A 17,013-nucleotide genomic window follows, 5' to 3' on the forward strand; every position below is an offset into this window, starting at 1 on the left:
TGGCGGTGGTGGTGACAGTGGCTGACCCGGCAGGACTCGAACCTGCGACACGCCGCTTTGGAGACGGCTGCTCTACCGACTGAGCTACGGACCAGTGCGTTGCCGAGGAATCGAACCTCGCCATCCCGGAGGGAGCAGGGGTTACAGCCCCGCTTGCGTCCCAGCGCTCAACGCTTGGTGGTGACCCGATCGTAGGAAACGGGCGGTCGGCGGCGCGAGCGAATATCGCGGGCCCCGGGGGCCGACCGGCTGACCGGCCCGTCCGCTCGGAACGGGCGTGCCGTCAGTGCAGGCCCGCCCGCAGGGCGGTGACCCGGTCGGCGGCGGCGGTGAAGGCGGCCCGGTCGAGGCTCCCGGAGTCCAGCGCCTGGGCGAGGGCGGCCGCCGCCTGGTCGCCCTGGGCGACACTGCGGGCCGAGCAGAGCAGCAGGTCCATCCCGGCGCCGGCCGCGGCGACCGAGCGCTGACCGGCGTTGCCGTAGGCGTTCAGCGCGCCCGCCTCGATCGCGTCGGTGACGGTGACGCCCTGGTAGCCGAGCCGGCCGCGGAGTTCCTGCTGGACGACGGTGGACGACAGACCGGCCGGGCGGCCCGGGTCCAGCGCGGGGTAGACCGCCCAGGACAGCATGATCAGCTTGACCCCGGCGGCGATCGCGGGCGGGTACGGCACCTCGTCCACGTCCCGCAGCGTCTTCAGCGAGATCGGCAGGGTGACCGGGCCGAGGTCGGTGTTCTTGCCGGCGGGCGCCGAGCCGAGCCCGGGGAAGTGCTTGGCGGTGGCCGCCACCCCGGCCTTCTGCTGGGCGGTGATGAACGCCGTCCCGAGCGTGCCGACCGTCCTCGGGTTGCTGCTGTACGAGCGGCCCGTCGCGTCGATGAAGTTGCCCGGCTTGTCGTACACGTCGAGGACGGGCGCCAGGTTGACGTTCAGCCCGAGGCCGGCGAGGTTCCTGCCCGCGCCGCCGCCCGCGGTGGCGGCCGCCGCGGCCGGGTCGGGCGAGTGGCCGATCTCCTTGGCCGACGGCACCGGCGCACCGGGCAGCCGCTTGATCTGGCCGCCCTCCTGGTCGGTCATCAGCAGCAGCGGCTCCTTCACCGGGCTCTGCCGCTGCGCCGCCCGCAGCTGCTCGACGGCGGCCTTCAGCTGGGTGGTGCTGGAGACGTTCTCCCCGAAGAACACCACCCCGGCCACCCGCCCCTCGCGGATCGCCTGGAGCAGCGTGGCCGGCGGGGTCAGCCCCGGGTACGAGTAGACGACGCGGCGCCCGGCGAGCTGGGCGGAGGTCGGTTCGGCGGACGGGCTGGGGGTCGGGGTCGGGGTGGGCGTCGGGCTGGGCGTCGGACTCGGTGTCGGGGTGGGGCTCGGCGTGGAGCTCCCGCTCGGCGTCGGGCTCACGGTCGGCGACTGCTGGGCCCTGGGCGGGGCCGAGGAGCAGGCCGACAGCATCAGCAGACCGACGGCCGCCGCAAGCAGGCGCGCATTCACGGCCTCTCCCCTCTCTGTTCCGTCCGAAACCGGGCTTTTCGTAGGTTAAGCACGATTCGAACGTCCGAGGCAGACGCCGCGCAGGGGCAAACGGACGCTAGGGCCTACGGCCGGACCCCGCCGTAGGCGCCGCGCGCAGCGGCCGTCACGAACCGCTGCCAGGCCCCGGCCGGGAACAGCAGCACCGGCCCGTCCGGGTCCTTGCTGTCACGTACGGGCACCACCGCCGGGAAGCCGTCGGCCACCTCCACGCACTCCCCGCCCTCCTGATTGCTGTAGCTGGACTTGCGCCACACGGCGACGCGCAGATCGGGAAGCACGGTACGTCCCCTCCATCACAGATCGGATCATGCTGAGCGACAGGTTGGGCGGCAGGGCGAGCGCCCTGAGCCGATCGTAGGTCACCGAGTAGGGCTCGACCTCGGTCGGATCCTCGATCAGCCGGCCGTGGTCAGCGCCCTCGGTGTAGGCGGCCTCCGTCCCGTCGGACAGGACGAGGACGGTGAGCGAGCCGCCCATCGCCCGGTGCTCCCCCTGGTCGAACGGCAGCACCTGGATCGTCACCAGCGGGTTCCGGGCGACGGCCAGGAGGTGGGCCAGTTGCTCGCGCATCACTTCCACGCCACCCACAGGCCGCAGCAGGACGGCCTCGTCCAGGACGACCCACAGCTCCGGGGCGTCCGGCCCGACGAGCCGGTCCTGTCGGCCCATGCGTGCGTCGAGCCGCTCGGCCAGCTGTTCCTCGGTCCGCAGTGATTTGCCGATGCTGAGGATCGCGCGGGCGTAGGCCCTGGTCTGGAGCAGTCCGTGCACGGTCTGCACCATGTAGGTACGGATCTCCGTCGCCCGAGCCTCGCGGTCCATGAACGCGCGCGACCAGTCGGGGAAGCTCTCCCGGTTCACGTGCTGCCACAGGTCCGCGAAGAGGCCGTCGGCCCCGAGGGCGTTGTCGAGCGCCCTGGCCAGGTCCAGCGTCGGCCGGTGGCCGGTGGTGCGCTCGATCTGGTTGATGCGGGTGCTGTGGGTGAAGGTCCGCTCCCCCAGCTCGGCCTGGGTCAGGCCGGCGGCGAGCCGCAGCCTGCGGACCCGGGCGCCGAAGAGCGCGGCCATGGACGACGAGGGGTCAACTTCGTTGCCCAAAAGATCACTTCTCCTTACGGAGCCAGGCGTAAGCCCCGACCTGCTGTGCATGGTAGCTCCGTCGGGCGACGCTTGGGGTACGGAAAGTGAGGACCGCGCGAGCGGTCCGACGGAAGGACGGCGGCACGATGCACGACACCGACGAGCCGGGGATTCCCTTCGCACCGGAGATCGGCCTGCTCCTGGTCGACACGAGGACGGGCCGGGTGGGCGAGTTCCGGGACGTCCAGGACGGCCGGTGGTGGCTGCGTCCGCGCGGCGGCGGGTACGAGTGGGACGTCGACCCGGGGGACGTGCGGCTCGCGCCGCGCGGGGACGCCGGATGAGCCCGGCCTGCCGGTCCGTGGCCGTGCACGGGTTCGGCCGCCTGGGCGAGCCGGCCGACGGCACTGCGCGCGGCGCCGAGTCGGGGATGCCGGCGACCGAGGCGGCGGCGGTGCGCCGGGCGCTCGTCCATCTGCGGGGGTCAGGGGCTGGTCTCGTACCAGCCGAGCTGGCCCCCCGCGGTCTCGTCCTCGAAGACTCCGTCGGCCCAGTCGGTGGCCAGGTAGAGCACGACGGCGGTGACCCCGAATGCCCACCAGGCCCAGCGCGGTATCCGTTGTCTCATGCGGGCGAGCCTACGCCACCAGCTCCGATGGATCGTCAGATTTGCTCTGATTGAGAGCAGTTGACCACTACGACGGCGTCCGTTCCGGGATGAGCCAGCCGGTGAACCCGTCCCCGACCAGCCGCCGGTACGCCGCCCGGACCTGCTCCGGCACGCGCTGCTCGACGGCGAAGCCACGGGCCGGGTACTCGACGACCCGTTGCAGGGTGCCGACCAGCTTCTCCACCACCAGCCGCAGGTCGCCGATGGCCCGCGCGTACGCGTCCGGCGGGGTGTCCTCCGAGGCGCAGACCGGTTCGACCTCCGGCCACAGCCGGCGGCAGGTCCCGTACGCGCGGCGCTCCATGTACGGCATCGAGACCAGCAGCACCGAGCGGACGGCCCGCACCCCGGCGTCGGCCAGGACCTGGCGGGAGAGGGCGATGTTCTCGCCGGTGTGCCGGGCCTCCGGCTCCAGCAGGATCGCCTCGTCGGGGACGCCGAGCTCGCGGGCCCGTTCGGCGAAGCGGACGGCCTCGCCGCGGGGGAACAGGTCCGGCCTGGTGCGGTTGGCGCCGCCGCTGAACACCAGGACCGGGGCGAGGCCCCGCCGATACAGCTCGGCCGCCCGGACGGGCACCCCGAGGTCGTGGCTGCCGAGCACGATCGCGGCGTCGCAGGGGCGCGGCGGGTGCCCGAGCCGGAGGTACTCCCAGAGCAGCCGGGCGTCGCCGCACTGCCGTTCGGTGAGGGCGAGCCGCAGGCCGTCCGCCACGCCGACCCCTCCCGCTCCGGGCCGGACCGGCCGCCACCGGTGGGGGCCGCCGTCCGACGATTCGTCAGGTCACCGGCAGCATAGAACGGCCGCCCCGCCCCGGCCCGCACCCACGAGGGGCACCGACCGGGACGGGCTTCCGCGACGCCGGGGGGCCTGGACACCGAAGAGGCACCGGTTCGCCCCGACGTGCGCAGACCCCAGTATGCCGCGCCGGCCTGCACGCTCCGGACGTGGCATGCGGGAGGACCGACGCGCCCGGGCCAAGTGCGGGCCCCGCTGCGCGTATTCCGGCGCGGTTCCGCGGGCAGGCCCCCGGGTGCCTGCGGACGTCCCCGCGGGTGCGGGGTGTCAGCCCGCGAGGAGGGCCGGCAGCTCGGCGATCGAGGGCAGCACGTGCGTCGCGCCGTCGGCGCGCAGGCGGTCCTCGCCGTGGGCGCCGGTGAGGACGCCGGCGACGACGGAGGCGCCGGCGCGGGTGCCGGTGAGCATGTCGTAGCCGGTGTCGCCGGCCACCGCGATCTGCCGGACGGACTCGGTGCCGGTGCGCAGCAGGGCGGTGAGCGCGAGGTCGGGGTAGGGGCGGCCGCGGCCGGCCTCGGCGGGGCAGAGGGTGAGGTCGGCGATGTCCTGCCAGCCGAGGGCCTTGAGGATGCGGTCCTGGGTGGCGCGGGAGAAGCCGGTGGTGAGGACGACCGTGCGGCCGGCGGTGCGCAGCTGCTCGATGGCGTCGGCGGCGCCGGGCAGGGCGGCGCAGTGTCCGGCGTCGACGAGGTCGTGGTAGGCGGCCTCGAAGGCGAGGTTGGCCTGTCGGGCCTTGGCCTCGTCGCCGCCGAACAGGTGGCGGAAGACGGAGATCTTGGACTCGCCCATGGTGACCCGGACGTGCTCCAGCATGCGGGCGTGTTCGTCGGTGCCGGCGTGGACGCCGAGGGCCGCGGCGGCGGCGTCGAAGGCGCGCTCGACCAGGCCGTCGTCGGCGACGGTGGTGCCGGCCATGTCGAGGACGACCAGGCGGATGTCGTTGCTCATGTTCAACTGCCTTACAGGTTGGCGAGGTTGGCGGTGGTTTCGGCGATCGCCGGGGAGCAGGTCATGCCGCGGCCGCCGGGTCCGGTGACCAGCCAGACGGCGTCGGCGAGCTGTTCGCGGTGGACGACCCGGGTGGTGTCGGTGCACTGGGCGTAGACGCCGGCCCAGCGGCGGCGGATCCGGGGCAGCGGGCGGCCGAGGAGCTGTTCGGCGACGGTCGTGAGGTGCTCGTACGGCTCCTCGTCGACGTCGAAGCCGAAGGGCTGGTCGTACTCGTGGGTGTCGCCGATGGTGAGGCCGCCGTGCTGCCGCTGGACCATGAGCAGCTGCATCTTGTGCTCGGCGGCGACGGGCGGCTGCGGCTGGGCGGCCCTGAGGGCTTCCAGGGCGGGGCCGGCGAAGGCGGGGTAGTAGCGGAAGCTGTCGCCGTCGGCGACGGAGGTGGTGAGCGGCTCGTCCAGGGGGTCGGTCTGCATCATCTGCAGCCGCACGCGGCGGACGGGGAGTTCGGGGGCGAGTTCGCGGACGAGGCCGCCGAGCCAGGCTCCGGTGCAGAGGATGACCAGGTCGCCCTGGTGCAGCCGGCCGTGGTCGTCGCGGACGGCGCGGCCGCCGACCACCTCCCTGACCTCGCGGCCGGGGACGAAGGTGTAGCGGCCGGAGGCCTCCAGGGCGGCGCGCAGGGCGGGCTGGGCGAGGCGGGGTTCGACGGCGGCGTCGCGCTCGCACCACAGGCCGCCGAGGAAGTCGCCGCGCAGGGCGGGGTTGGCGGCCCGGACCTCGTCGGCGTCGAGCAGCCGGTAGCCGCGCAGGGCGGCGTCGGGGAGCTTCAGGGCCTGTTCGGCGACGGCGAGTTCGGCGTCGGTGCGGACCACGGTGAGGGAGCCGTTGGGCCGGAAGTGCAGTCCGGGGACGCGCTCGCCGATGGTCTCCCACAGCTCGCGGGCGCGCAGCGCGGTGGCGAGTTCCTCGCCGCCGGCCCGGCCGCTGACCCAGACCAGGCCGAAGTTGCGGACGGAGGCGCCGCGGGCCTCCGTCTCGCGCTCGATGTGGACGACCTCATGGCCGCGTTCGACGGCCTGCCAGGCGTGCATGGTGCCGAGTACGCCCGCTCCTACCACGATGACTCTCATGCGGCCAGGCTCGGGCGCCCAGGTGACGGGAGTTCGTCCGCCCGGGGTCGGGGACATGAACCGCCTGGCAAAAGTTGTACAGACAACCCGGCGGCGACAGGGCCGCTCAGCGCAGCACCGTGGCCCGCAGGTAGTTGCGCCGCCCGAACTGCGGCTCGTCGACGGCGGTCAGCTCGTCCACCTGGAAGCGGTACAGGGCGGCCGCACCCCGCCCCTCCAGGAGCCGGTCCCGGACCTCCGGGTCCTGCCCGAACGACGGGAAGCGCGCCCGGTACGCCGCGAGCGCGGCCTCCGCCTGCCGCCCCCAGGCCTCCCCCGCGCTGCCCGCCAGCTGGACCCCGCGCAGCTGCTCGCCGAACGCCGGCGGCGGCAGGAAGACCGTCGCGGCGGCCCGGGCGTCCTCCGTCAGGTGCAGGCTGTGGCGGGTCGCGCGCTCGCTCACGAAGTACAGGACGAGGTCGTCGTCGTACGCGAAGAAGGCCAGGTTGGCGTGCGGGCCGAGTTCGTGGCCGGCCGTGGCCAGGGTGAGCACGGTGCTCTCCGCGAGGATGCCCTCCACCCCCTTCCCGAGCTCGGCCGCGGGCCAGTCGCCCTGGGTGACTTCGAGCCGGTACGGCATGGTGCGTCCCTCCGCACTGCTGTGACCTACGGGAACCGGCGGGCCCGGACGGCGCCCAGCCCGCCCTCGCCACATGCTGCCGCCGCGGGACGGGCGGACACAAGTGGCGCCCCGCCGCCCCGCGGGCGTGACGGCCCGTCCGAACACCGGGTGAACCGATCAGTGTCCCTCAGGACCCCTCACCGGACAGCGGATTGCGCCTCACTCGGCATGTCCCGGCCAGTCGGTCGTACCCTGTGTGGCAATGACCGCGGCACGACCAGGGGGACCGAAGTGCACCGGAGCCATCGGCCCACCCGTGGCCACCGAGCGCAGGGCGGTACCGCGGCACTCGTCCGGGCTTACGACCGCGCCATGGGCGGCGACACCCCCGTGGGTGGCGACGGACCGGACGGCCCGGACGGCACCGGCCGGGCCGACGGCACCGACGGCGAGACGCCCGGCGGCCGGCTGCCCTTCGAGGACCAGCGTCCCGAGATCGGCGACTCCTGGGCCCGACTGCGGCGCCTGGGCCTCGACCCGGACCGCGGCCGCAACGCCCGCCGGATCACCCCGGCCGAGCTGGAGCACCGGCGCCGCGACAACGGGCTGGACCAGGTCCTCCCGGTGCTGCGGGACTGCCTGATACGCCCGGGCGGCGACGCCCCGCTGCTGCTCGCCATCGCCGACGCCGAGGGCCACGTGCTGTGGCTCGAGGGCAACCGCCCGCTGCTGCGCAGTGCCGACTCGATAGGCTTCGAGCACGGCGCGCGCTGGGCCGAGGACGAGGTGGGCACCAACGGCATCGGCCTCGCCGTCCGGACCGGCCGGGCCACCCAGGTGCACTCCGCCGAGCACTACCTGCGCAGCCACCACGCCTGGACCTGCGTCGCCGCCCCCGTCCGCGACCCCCGCACCGGCGCCCTCACCGGGGTGATCGACCTCAGCGGACCGGCCCACGCCGGCGCCCCCTACCTGCTCCAACTCACCCTCACCGCCGCCCGGTTGGCCGAGACCGAACTGCGCGCCCGACACCTGGAGTCGTTGCACCGGCTGCGCACGGTCGCGGCGCCGCTGCTCGCGAGGTTCGCCGGCCCGGCCCTGGTGGTGGACGACACCGGCTGGACGGCCGCGGCCAGCGGCATGCCGAACATGCCCCGGCTGCACCTGCCCGCCGACGGCTGGGGCACCACCGCCGTCCACCGGCTGCCCGGCCTCGGCGAGTGCCGGGTCGAGCCGCTGGCCGGCGGCTGGCTGGTGCGCCCGGTCGGCGGTCCGCCCGCCGACCTCGCCGAGCAGACCGAGGGCGCCCGCGTCCGACTGGACCTCACCAGCCCCGACCGGCCCGAGCTGTGGGTATCCGGGGCGGCCGGCAGCTGGTCGTACGGGCCGAGCCCCCGGCACGCCGAACTCCTGCTGCTGCTGGCCGTGCACCGCAACGGCCTGAGCGCCGCCGACCTCGCCGGGGCGCTGTTCGGCGACCGGGCCAGGACCGTCACGGTGCGGGCCGAACTCTCCCGGCTCCGGCGCCACCTGGGCGGACTGCTGGAACACCGGCCGTACCGGCTGACGGGCGCGGCGGAGGTGTCCGTGCGGGCCCCGGCCGAGCCGTACGACCTGCTGCCCGGCTCGAACGCGCCGGGGGTGCGGGAGATCCGGGCCGCGCTGGCGGCCGGCACCCTCGAGCTGCCCGGCTGAACGGGCTCGACGCGCCGCACGGCTCCGGCCGGCACGGCGGACGGGCCCGTCAGCTCCCGGCCAGCAGCGCCGCGAGCTGCTCGTCCGTCGGGCCGGAGACCGCCTCGGCCTCGGCCGACACGCAGGCGTAGGTGCGCTCCAGCCAGGCCTTGACGTGCGGACGGGAGGCTTCCAGCAGGGCGCTGCCGTGCGGGGAGTCCAGCGCGAGGTGCAGCGTGGAGCCGTGACAGGGACAGTAGGCGGGCCACAGCTTGATGTCGCCCTGACCGCTGAGCGAGGCCAGACCGTCCCGCAGCAGCTCGCGCGAGAAGACCCAGTCCGCCTCGTCGGGACGTCCCAGGTGGAAGGTGAGCCGCACCTCGAACGGGCGCTCGGCCTCGTACCGGAACCTGGTGCGCACCTCACCCACCAGGTCCTGGTCCAACGCGATCCGCAGCGTCAGGACCTCCTCGACCACCGGTGGAACGGCGGCGACCCGGCCTGGTTCGCCGCCCGTGGGGGTGGCGGCGAGTGGCTGGTTCGAGGGAGCGGACAGCGGGTCGCGCGGCATAGACGGTCTCTCCGGGGCGGCTGGGTTAGAGGCCAGCGTGCGCCACCGAAGGGCCCACGGCAAGGGTTGCAACGGGGTTGCAGACCCCGGCCCCGGTGATCGCCGGACACTCCGTCAACTCCCGCGCACCGTAGGTCACTAGGATGGGGGGAAAGGTGCGGTTCCTGGGACTGGCGGCGGGTGCACCGGCCGCTGGTAATCTCTAGGACCCGCCGCAGCGGCCGGCGCCCGTGCGAGGCGGAGAGGGAGGGGAGCCCGGTGGTGCTCCGCGAGGACAACAGGACGCACCGGCCGGTCGGCCGGCACGGCCGGCCGAAACCGGTGGGCGGGAGGTTCCGGCTTCCCACCCTGAGGTTCTCCGGCGCCGCGATGGCGATGTCGACCGTGGTCGGGATCAGCCTGCTCACCACCTGGCTGCTGAACGAGCAGCAGCAGGTCGGCCGCCAGCCCCGGATGTCGGTCGGCGCCAGCCCGCCGCTGCCGAGCCCCGAGGCGCCGACCCCCACCGCCGCGGCCGAACCGGTCGCAGCGGCGGCCGAGGCCGGTCCCGAGCCCACCGCGACGGCCACCGCGACCGCGACCCAGGCCGCCACCGCGCTGCCCGGCTCCCGGCCCGGCTCCACCGCCCGCCCGGTGACCGTCCGGCCCAGCGGCACCCCGTCACGGCCCCCGGTCTCCCCCGGACCCTCGGGGTCCGGCTCCGGTTCCGCCGCGGCCGCGAAGACCGGCGGGTCCCCCTCCCCCGAGCCGACCGGCCCGGCCTCGCCCGTCGCGGAGCCCACCCCGCCCAACCAGGCCGCACCAAGCGAGCACCCCGACACCGCGCTCACCGGCACCGCCGAACTGACACCGCTCGGCCGCTCCGGCACCCGGCACACCGTGACACTGACGGTCCGTGAACCGCTGACCGCCGTCCAGGTCGAGCTCCGGCTGCGCCGGCCGGACGTCCTGCCGGGCACCGCCCCCTGGACGGACCTGCCGGGCGCGGTGCCCACCGTCTCGCTGGAGTACGACAGCCTGGTCTACCGCTTCACCCTGCCGCCGGGCCTGGACGTCGCTCCGGGGGTGTACGGCTTCACCGTGGGCGGCGCCGTCCTCCCGGCCGGCACCGCCGCCCGCACCTCGGTGGTGGTTCCGGCCGCGGAGAGCTGGAGCGCCTCGGCGTTCGCGCTGCAGCGGCCCCGGGCGGTCGCGGCCCGGGGCGCCTTCGAGCCGTACTGACCGCCGGACGCCCGACGTCCCGCCTGATGTCCGGCCTGACGTCCCGGTGCCCGGAGCCCCGACACCTAGCGGCCCGGCGTCTGGAGCCCCGGTGCCTGGAGCCGCCGTACCCTGACCGTGCGCCGCAGGTCGTCCAGCTCGTCGGCGAGCGAACGCCGCAGCGCCGGCGTCGGTTCGGGCCGGCGCAGGCACGCCTCGGTGGCGGCGACCACCTCGTCGGTGGCGCGGTCCCGCGGGAACAGCGAGTGGCCCAGCACCGCGGCCACCCGGTCACCGCGCCGGCCGCCCACCGGGACGGCCTCGAAGTAGCGCCGGACGTACTCGGCGGTGAGCTCCTCCGTCCCGGACCGCCAGAAGCCGTCGGCGGTGGCCGCCAGCAGCCGGTTGGAGGTGCCGGCCTCGAACAGCGCCGCCCAGGCCCGTTCCTTGGCCGCCGGCTCCGGCAGGGCGGCGCGGGCCCGGGCCGCGCCCTGCTCCGCCGCGTCGCTGCGGTCCCGGTCGAGTTCGCCGGCGATCGCCGTCTCGTCGGTGGCGCCCCGGGCGGCCAGCACCGCCAGCGCGGCCCAGCGCAGGTCCGGGCTGAGGTCGAGGCCCTCCGGCAGTCCGGTGCCGGCCAGCCAGTCGCGCAGGCGCTCCAGGTCGGCGGGCGCGTCGGCGCTCTGCACCGCGCCGCGCAGGGCGGCCAGCCGCAGGCTGTGACCGGCGCCCGGGCGGGTGAGCAGGGCGTCGGCCGTGCGGCCGAGCAGGGCGAGGGCGGCGGGCCGGTCGCCGGGGGTGAGGTAGCGGCCGATCGCCTCGGTCCGGGCGAAGGCGAGCACCGCCTCGACGGCGGCCACGGCGCTCTCGGCCGGCAGGTGGGCGGCCACCAGGTCGAGGTAGCCGGCGGGCGGCAGTTCGCCGTCCCGGACCAGGTCGCGGGCGTGCTCCCAGAGCACGGCCCGGGTCAGCTCGTCCTCGATCGCGGACAGCGAGCCGGTGACGGTCCGCCAGGAGTCCTCGTCCAGCCTGATCTTGGCCCAGCTGAGGTCGCCGTCGTTGGGCACCAGCAGGGCGGCCCGGCCGGCTCCGGCCAGCTCCGGGACCTCGACCCGGGCGCCGGGTCCGAGCTCGACGGGCAGGTCCGCGCGCCGCCGTACGGTGGCCCGCGGTCCGCTCCCGTGCAGGTCGTGGACGCCCAGGTGGATCCGGTGCGGCCGGGTGCCGTCGTTGACGACCTCGACGGCGGTGATCGTGTCACCCTCGACCCGGACCTCCAGGCGCAGCGTGTCGACGCCGCTGGTGCCGAGCCAGGCGTCGGCCCAGGCCCGGACGTCCCGCCCGCTGGTCTCGGCGAGTGCGGCGAGGAAGTCGGCGAGCTCGGCGTTCCCGAAGGCGTGCCGCTCGAAGTACCGGTTGACGCCGGCGAAGAAGGCCTCGTCGCCGAGCCAGGCGACCAGCTGGCGCAGCGCCGAGGCGCCCTTGGCGTACGAGATGCCGTCGAAGTTGCCCATCGCCTCGGCGACGCTCTGCGTGCCGTTGCCGGCGACCGGGTGGGTCGAGGCCCGCTGGTCGGCGTCGTAGCCCCAGCCCTTGCGGCGGGCCGCGAAGCCCGTCCAGGCGCCGGTGAAGCGGGTGGATTCGGCGGCGACCCGGTAGCCGAGCATCTCGGCGAAGGACTCGTTCAGCCAGAGGTCGTCCCACCAGCGCATGGTGACCAGGTCGCCGAACCACATGTGGGCCATCTCGTGGCACACGATCATGGCGCGCAGCTCGCGGTCGGCGTCGGTGGGCGCGGAGCGGAACAGCAGCTCGTCGCGGTAGACCACGCAGCCGGGGTTCTCCATCGCGCCCCAGTTGAACTCCGGCACGAAGGCCTGGTGGTACTCGCCGAAGGGGTAGCGGCGGTCGAACAGCTGGTGCAGGCGGTCCAGCGAGTCGCGGGTGACCTCGAAGATCTCCGGTGCCTCGCGGTCCAGCTCGGCGGCGAGCGAGCGGCGGGCGTGCAGGGCCAGCGGGATGCCGTCGTGCTCGGCGCGCACCGAGTGCAGCGGCCCGGCGACGACCGTCACCAGGTAGGTGCTGATCGCCTCGGTCGGGTGGAAGGCCCAGCGGCCGTCGCGGTGCTCGGCGGGCGCGCCGTTGGCGACCACCGTCCAGTCGGCGGGGGCGGTCGCGGTGAGGGTGAACGGCGCCTTCAGGTCGGGCTGGTCGAAGCAGGCGAACAGCCGGGGCGCGAGGTCGGGGCCGAGGGTCGCGTAGACGTACCCGGCACCGTCGGCGGGGTCGGTGAACCGGTGCAGGCCCTCCCCGGTGTTGGAGTACGGCAGTTCGGCCTCGACCAGGAGCTCGTTCTCGGCGGCCAGCCCGTCCAGGGCGAGCCGGTGGCCGGCGAGCGCGCCCGGGTCGAGGGGGCGGCCGTTCAGCTCGGCCCGGCGGAACCCGGCCGCCTCCAGTTGCACGAAGGTGTCCGCACCGGGCTCCGCGCAGCCGAAGCGGATCACCGTCGTGCTGCCGAACACCTCCTCGCCCCGGTCCAGGTCGAGGTCGACGGTGTAGGAGCGGACGTCCAGCAGGCGGGCACGCCGGATCGCCTCGGAGCGTTGAAGGGCTGACATACCTGCATCGTTGCCCGGCCGGGCGGGGCGGGACAAGTGATTCCGCTTCCAGCCGAGTCGCGCCCTGCCGCGGTGCCGGTGTGGTTAGGGTGGGGGCGGTCGCCGCCGCCCCATGTCCGAAGCTGTCGAGGAGGATCACTGTGACCACGGTCCTGACCCAGGGCGGCAACGCCCCGCTCCCCGTCGCCCGGGTGACGGTCGAGGTGACGGCCCCCAAGGCGCTGGACGTCTCCGGGCTGCTGCTGACCGAGGCCGGCAAGGTCCGGTCGGACGACGACTTCGTCTTCTTCAACGCCCCGAACGGCCCCGGCGTCACCCACCGCCCGGCCGGGTCGGGCCGGCCGGACGCGATCACGGTGGACACCGGCGCGGTGCCGTCCGCGATCGCCCGGGTGGTGGTCACGGCCAGCCTGGACGAGACGGGGGCCGCCTTCGCCGGCACCGAGCCGACGGCGACCGTCCGGGACGCCGACTCCGGCCGGGTGCTCTTCACCTTCACCCCGCCCCGGCTCGGCCGGGAGACGGCGCTGGTGGTGGTCGAGGTCTACCGGCGCGGCGGCGAGTGGAAGGTCCGGGCGGTCGGCCAGGGGTACGCCGACGGGCTGGCGGGCATCGCCACCGACTTCGGGGTCTCGGTCGAGGACGCTCCGGCGCCTGCGGCCGCCCCCTCGACGGCCGGGAGCCGGGACGGGTCGGTCGCCCCGCCGCGGCCCAGCGGCCCGCCGTCGGTCGGCAAGGTGACCCTCGACAAGGGCCGGGTCAACCTGGTCAAGGGCGGCTCGGTGTCGCTGGAGAAGGGCGGCAAGCCGTTCCTGTCCTCGGTCCGGATGGGTCTGGGCTGGGAGCCGGCCCGCGGCGGCAGGAACATCGACCTGGACGCCTCCTGCATCGCCTTCGACGCCCAGCGCAAGAAGATCGAGACGGCGTGGTTCATGAAGCTCTCGATCTTCAACGGCGCGATCGCGCACTCCGGCGACAACCTCACGGGTGAGGGCGCGGGCGACGACGAGGCCATCACCGTGCACCTGGACGGCCTGCCGGCCGAGGTCTGCGGCCTGGTCTTCGTGGTCAACTCCTTCTCCGGCCAGAAGTTCACCGACATCAAGAACGCCTACTGCCGGCTGGTCGACGCGGGCAGCGGCCAGGAGCTGGTCCGCTTCGAGCTGGCCCAGTCCGAGCCGCACACCGGTGTCGCGATGTGCAAGCTGGTCCGCCAGTTCTCCGGCGAGTGGGTGATGACCGCGCTCGGCGAGTACGTGGACGCCAAGACCGCCCGCAGCATGGTGAAGCCCGCCGCGGCGATGCTGTAGCCGGGTAGCTCTGCCGTCCTGCTCGCCGCTGCTGCCGGCCTGTCCGTCTCCCGCGTCCGCCCCGCCCGGCTCCGAGCCCGGCGGGGCTTTCGCCGTTCCGCCGCCCTGCACCGGGGGCCGGGGTTCGGCCGCGGACGGTCGGCGGGCGAACCGTCCCGCGCGACGCGGAACCGGAATTGCCCCGGACCAACTCGTCACAACCGGAAGCAAGTTGCTCAGGAGTTGACTCGGGAAACAGCTCGCGTATCGCCCCAACACCCCTCCCATCAGCGCCGATTCACCGACCTGATGATCCATCAGCATGAGGTCGCCGAGACGCTACGCGGACGATACAACCCGGAACAAGTATGGCCTTGCGAGCGGGACTTGGGGGAAACGCAAGGCCGCCTCGCGGGCACGAAACGGAGGGCGGAACCGCCTCCGTAGCGGCGCCGGAGATTCCGGCTCCATGGGAAGGAAGGGCATCGCATGCTCGTCAAGAAGCTTCTCGCAGCAGGTGCGGTCGCCGGCAGCCTGCTGGCCGCAGGACTGGCCACGGCGGCCCCCGCCTCGGCCGCCCCGGCCTACGACTGCACGTCCGGCCAGGTCTGCCTGTACTACAACTCGGCCGCCTACGGGTACGGCGCGGTCTACGTCCAGACCGGCCCGGTGTCGGACTACGCCGGCAAGACCTTCCAGGCCGGTCGCAACGGCGGCAGCGGCGCCGGTGTCGCGGTGAAGAACCACGCCGCGTCGGTCGACAGCTGGGTCAACAGCACCTTCACGGTCTACTACAACAGCGGCTACGACTGCAGCGTCGCGTGCCAGAGCTTCGGCTCGTTCGCGACCGGCGACCTGAACGCGTCCGTCAAGAACAACAACGCGTCCGGCCGGTGGTAACCGGGGTGTGACCCTGCCCTGACACCGTCGGGCGAACAAACGCGGTCTCCGGCCATTCGCACTGGCCGGAGACCGCTTCGCCGAAGCCTACGTGACCGTCCGTCAGCCGGCCGCACCGGCGTCCCGTCCCGCCCGCCCACCGATCCGGAAGTGATCACGCCTGTGTTCAGCCGCTCGCGTCGCACCGCCGCCCTCCTGATCGCCCTGCCCCTGCTCGCGGCCGGCTGCACCGAGGCCGCCGGACCGGCGTCCGACGGCGGGCGGCAGCAGACCCGGCAGGCGGCCCCCGTCGCACCGCCCCCGGTGACGGCCACCCCCACGTTCGACTCGGCGAACGACAAGCCGCTGCCGCTCGACGCCTACCTGCTCGACCCCGACCAGTTGGCGACGGTGACCAAGGGACGCGAGCTCCTGCTCACCCGCTGCATGCAGCGGCTCGGATTCGCCTCCTACACGCCGCCCGAGTCGCCCGCGGTACCGCGCGACAGCGACGCGCCCACCCTGCGGACGGACGGCCGGTACGGCCACCAGGACGCCGCCCTGATGGCGAAGTGGGGCTACCACCCGGAGGGCGGGACCCCGCCGGACACGACGCCTCGGACGCCCCCCGCCGCGGAGACCACACCGCAGGTGGCGCTCGCCGAACGGGGCGCCGACGACCCGAAGACGAGGTTCGGCCCGGGCGGGCAGACCCTCAACGGCCAGAAGGTGCCGGACCACGGCTGCATCGGGGAGGCCGCCGCGCAGCTCACCGGCGCGGCCGACGGCACCGTGGGCGACCCGAAGACCTCCACGGACGCCAAGTTCGCGACCCTGCGGCAGTCCATGGACGACGACCGCACCAAGGCGGTGTTCGCCCGCTGGTCGCAGTGCATGAAGGAGAGCGGCCACGACTACCCGGACCCGCTGGCCGCGATCGGCGACCTGGAGTGGCGCAGGTCCCCCCAGCCCTCGCCACGGGAACTGCAGGTGGCGACGGCCGACGCGGCCTGCCGGACCAGGTTCAACGTGGTCGGCGTCTGGTACGCGGTCGACTTCGCCTACCAGGAACAGGCCATCAGCGCCGACGCCGGGAACATGGCCGCGGCCAAGGCCTCGGTCGAAGCCCAGGTCAGGGCCGCGACCGCAGCCCTCGCCCGCTGACCGGCCGCCGCCCGGGGCCGGGTGCCGGCCGGCAACCGCGCCCGCTCCTCCGCGGCGCCGAGCAGCACACGGGCCGGTGCGGCACGGAGGCGACAGCTCGCGGGAGTACCGGCGGCGCGCACCCGATCGGATGAACATCGACCGGGTACGGATTGCGCCGCCGGCACGGCCGACAACGTGCTCCCGACTCACCGAAGGGGGCATCATGAGTGCCATGGCACACGAGGACCCGACGCAGGACGACACCCTCCTCCAGGGCTTCCTGGGTCTCGCCACCCCCGAGGGCTTCCGACCGAAATCATCGAGGGGGAGATCGTCGTGACGCCACCGGCCGACGGGGACCACGAGGACTTCATCGGCCTCCTGATCGATCAGGTGACCCGGCAGTCGTCCGTGCGGATGCAGGTCTCCGGGAACAAGGGCCTGCGGCTTGCGAGCGGAGGGCGGTGTCCCAAGGACCACGCCATCCCGGATGCCACGTTCGCACGGCTCGACCTGCGGCTCTTCCGGGGAGCTCCCCCCTGGATGGACCCGGATGGCGTGGCCGTGGTCGCCGAGATCACCTCGACGAAGCCCCTCCAGGACAGGATCGCGAAGCGCCACTGCTACGCACGTGCCGCGATCCCGCTCCACCTCCTGATCGACCGCGAGGAGTCCCTCGCGACGATCTTCAGCAGGCCCGAGGGCGACGAGTACACCGAGGTGCACCTCGCTCCCTTCGGCAAGCCGCTCGCCCTCCCGGAGCCGTTCGGGTTCGAGCTCGACACGCAGCCGCTGCTCTGATCGGCAGGGCCGGGAAAAGGCGTTTCGGGTGGACCGGGGTGCTGCTAGCGTGGCCGGTATGAAGCGCGCTGCTGTTGTGACG

Annotated in this window: 16 protein-coding genes, 1 tRNA gene and 1 pseudogene; 7 read left to right on the forward strand and 11 right to left on the reverse strand. The window is 74.2% G+C overall.

The features are described from left to right. Positions 1-18 precede the first annotated feature (18 nt). The 4 genes from ACIOFR_RS11400 to ACIOFR_RS11415 form a co-directional block, all read right to left on the reverse strand. Positions 19-94: transfer RNA gene (locus tag ACIOFR_RS11400), tRNA-Trp, on the reverse strand. Positions 95-283: 189 nt separating this feature from the next. Then, a complete protein-coding gene (locus ACIOFR_RS11405) occupies positions 284-1,486 on the reverse strand; it encodes a glycoside hydrolase family 3 N-terminal domain-containing protein (protein ID WP_400995007.1) in 1,203 nt (400 codons plus the stop codon). 104 nt (positions 1,487-1,590) lie between these two features. After that, a complete protein-coding gene (locus ACIOFR_RS11410) occupies positions 1,591-1,782 on the reverse strand; it encodes a DUF397 domain-containing protein (protein ID WP_400995009.1) in 192 nt (63 codons plus the stop codon). Then, complete coding sequence (locus ACIOFR_RS11415; RefSeq protein ID WP_400995336.1) at positions 1,694-2,596, reverse strand: Scr1 family TA system antitoxin-like transcriptional regulator; 903 nt, start codon at positions 2,594-2,596, stop codon at positions 1,694-1,696. Before ACIOFR_RS11415 ends, ACIOFR_RS11410 begins: the two co-directional genes overlap by 89 nt. Positions 2,597-2,754: 158 nt before the next feature. Between ACIOFR_RS11415 and ACIOFR_RS11420 the strand changes: the two genes are divergently transcribed. After that, positions 2,755-2,952 carry a hypothetical protein gene (locus ACIOFR_RS11420; protein WP_400995011.1) on the forward strand — a complete coding sequence of 66 codons (198 nt, stop codon included), beginning with the start codon at positions 2,755-2,757 and terminating at the stop codon, positions 2,950-2,952. Between the two features lie 140 nt (positions 2,953-3,092). Here ACIOFR_RS11420 and ACIOFR_RS11425 read toward each other — a convergent pair whose 3' ends face one another. The 5 genes from ACIOFR_RS11425 to ACIOFR_RS11445 all read right to left on the reverse strand — a co-directional run bounded on the left by ACIOFR_RS11425 (position 3,093) and on the right by ACIOFR_RS11445 (position 6,774). Beyond that, complete coding sequence (locus tag ACIOFR_RS11425) at positions 3,093-3,236, reverse strand: hypothetical protein (protein WP_400995014.1); 144 nt, start codon at positions 3,234-3,236, stop codon at positions 3,093-3,095. A gap of 67 nt (positions 3,237-3,303) precedes the next feature. Next, entirely contained in the window at positions 3,304-3,990 is a 687-nt protein-coding gene (locus tag ACIOFR_RS11430; RefSeq protein ID WP_400995016.1) for a YdcF family protein, read from the reverse strand. Between the two features lie 351 nt (positions 3,991-4,341). Continuing rightward, positions 4,342-5,022, reverse strand: a complete 681-nt coding sequence (locus ACIOFR_RS11435) for a phosphonatase-like hydrolase (protein WP_400995019.1) — start codon at positions 5,020-5,022, stop codon at positions 4,342-4,344. Positions 5,023-5,033: 11 nt separating this feature from the next. Further along, positions 5,034-6,155 (reverse strand): TIGR03364 family FAD-dependent oxidoreductase, encoded by a 1,122-nt coding sequence (locus ACIOFR_RS11440; RefSeq protein ID WP_400995022.1) that lies wholly within the window; start codon positions 6,153-6,155, stop codon positions 5,034-5,036. A 106-nt stretch (positions 6,156-6,261) separates the two neighbouring features. Next, positions 6,262-6,774: a pyridoxamine 5'-phosphate oxidase family protein gene (locus ACIOFR_RS11445; RefSeq protein ID WP_400995024.1), complete on the reverse strand. Its 513-nt coding sequence runs from the start codon at positions 6,772-6,774 to the stop codon at positions 6,262-6,264. 354 nt (positions 6,775-7,128) lie between these two features. Here ACIOFR_RS11445 and ACIOFR_RS11450 point away from each other — a divergent pair, with 354 nt between their 5' ends. Continuing rightward, complete coding sequence (locus tag ACIOFR_RS11450; protein ID WP_400995026.1) at positions 7,129-8,451, forward strand: GAF domain-containing protein; 1,323 nt, start codon at positions 7,129-7,131, stop codon at positions 8,449-8,451. A gap of 49 nt (positions 8,452-8,500) precedes the next feature. On the opposite strand, the gene ACIOFR_RS11455 is transcribed toward ACIOFR_RS11450, so the two are convergent. After that, the gene (locus ACIOFR_RS11455; protein ID WP_400995029.1) at positions 8,501-9,001 is read right to left on the reverse strand and encodes an SsgA family sporulation/cell division regulator; all 501 of its coding nucleotides are present in this window, start codon (positions 8,999-9,001) and stop codon (positions 8,501-8,503) included. Positions 9,002-9,259: 258 nt separating this feature from the next. On the opposite strand from ACIOFR_RS11455, the gene ACIOFR_RS11460 reads away from it, so the two are divergent. Next, a complete protein-coding gene (locus ACIOFR_RS11460; RefSeq protein WP_400995031.1) occupies positions 9,260-10,222 on the forward strand; it encodes a hypothetical protein in 963 nt (320 codons plus the stop codon). Positions 10,223-10,287: 65 nt separating this feature from the next. Here the strand turns inward: ACIOFR_RS11460 and pepN are convergent, their stop codons facing one another. Continuing rightward, positions 10,288-12,816 (reverse strand): aminopeptidase N, encoded by a 2,529-nt coding sequence (gene pepN / locus ACIOFR_RS11465; protein ID WP_400995033.1) that lies wholly within the window; start codon positions 12,814-12,816, stop codon positions 10,288-10,290. Between the two features lie 152 nt (positions 12,817-12,968). Between pepN and ACIOFR_RS11470 the strand changes: the two genes are divergently transcribed. The 4 genes and pseudogenes from ACIOFR_RS11470 (at position 12,969) to ACIOFR_RS11485 (ending at position 16,931) form a co-directional block, all read left to right on the forward strand. Continuing rightward, the gene (locus ACIOFR_RS11470; protein WP_400995338.1) at positions 12,969-14,126 is read left to right on the forward strand and encodes a TerD family protein; all 1,158 of its coding nucleotides are present in this window, start codon (positions 12,969-12,971) and stop codon (positions 14,124-14,126) included. Positions 14,127-14,594: 468 nt separating this feature from the next. Beyond that, entirely contained in the window at positions 14,595-15,005 is a 411-nt protein-coding gene (locus tag ACIOFR_RS11475) for a hypothetical protein (protein WP_400995036.1), read from the forward strand. A 150-nt stretch (positions 15,006-15,155) separates the two neighbouring features. Next, positions 15,156-16,148 carry a hypothetical protein gene (locus ACIOFR_RS11480; RefSeq protein ID WP_400995038.1) on the forward strand — a complete coding sequence of 331 codons (993 nt, stop codon included), beginning with the start codon at positions 15,156-15,158 and terminating at the stop codon, positions 16,146-16,148. Positions 16,149-16,362: 214 nt separating this feature from the next. Then, positions 16,363-16,931, forward strand: a pseudogene (locus tag ACIOFR_RS11485) (Uma2 family endonuclease). Positions 16,932-17,013 lie beyond the last annotated feature (82 nt).

Source organism: Kitasatospora sp. NPDC088346 (assembly GCF_044740765.1).
Lineage (GTDB): Bacteria > Actinomycetota > Actinomycetes > Streptomycetales > Streptomycetaceae > Kitasatospora.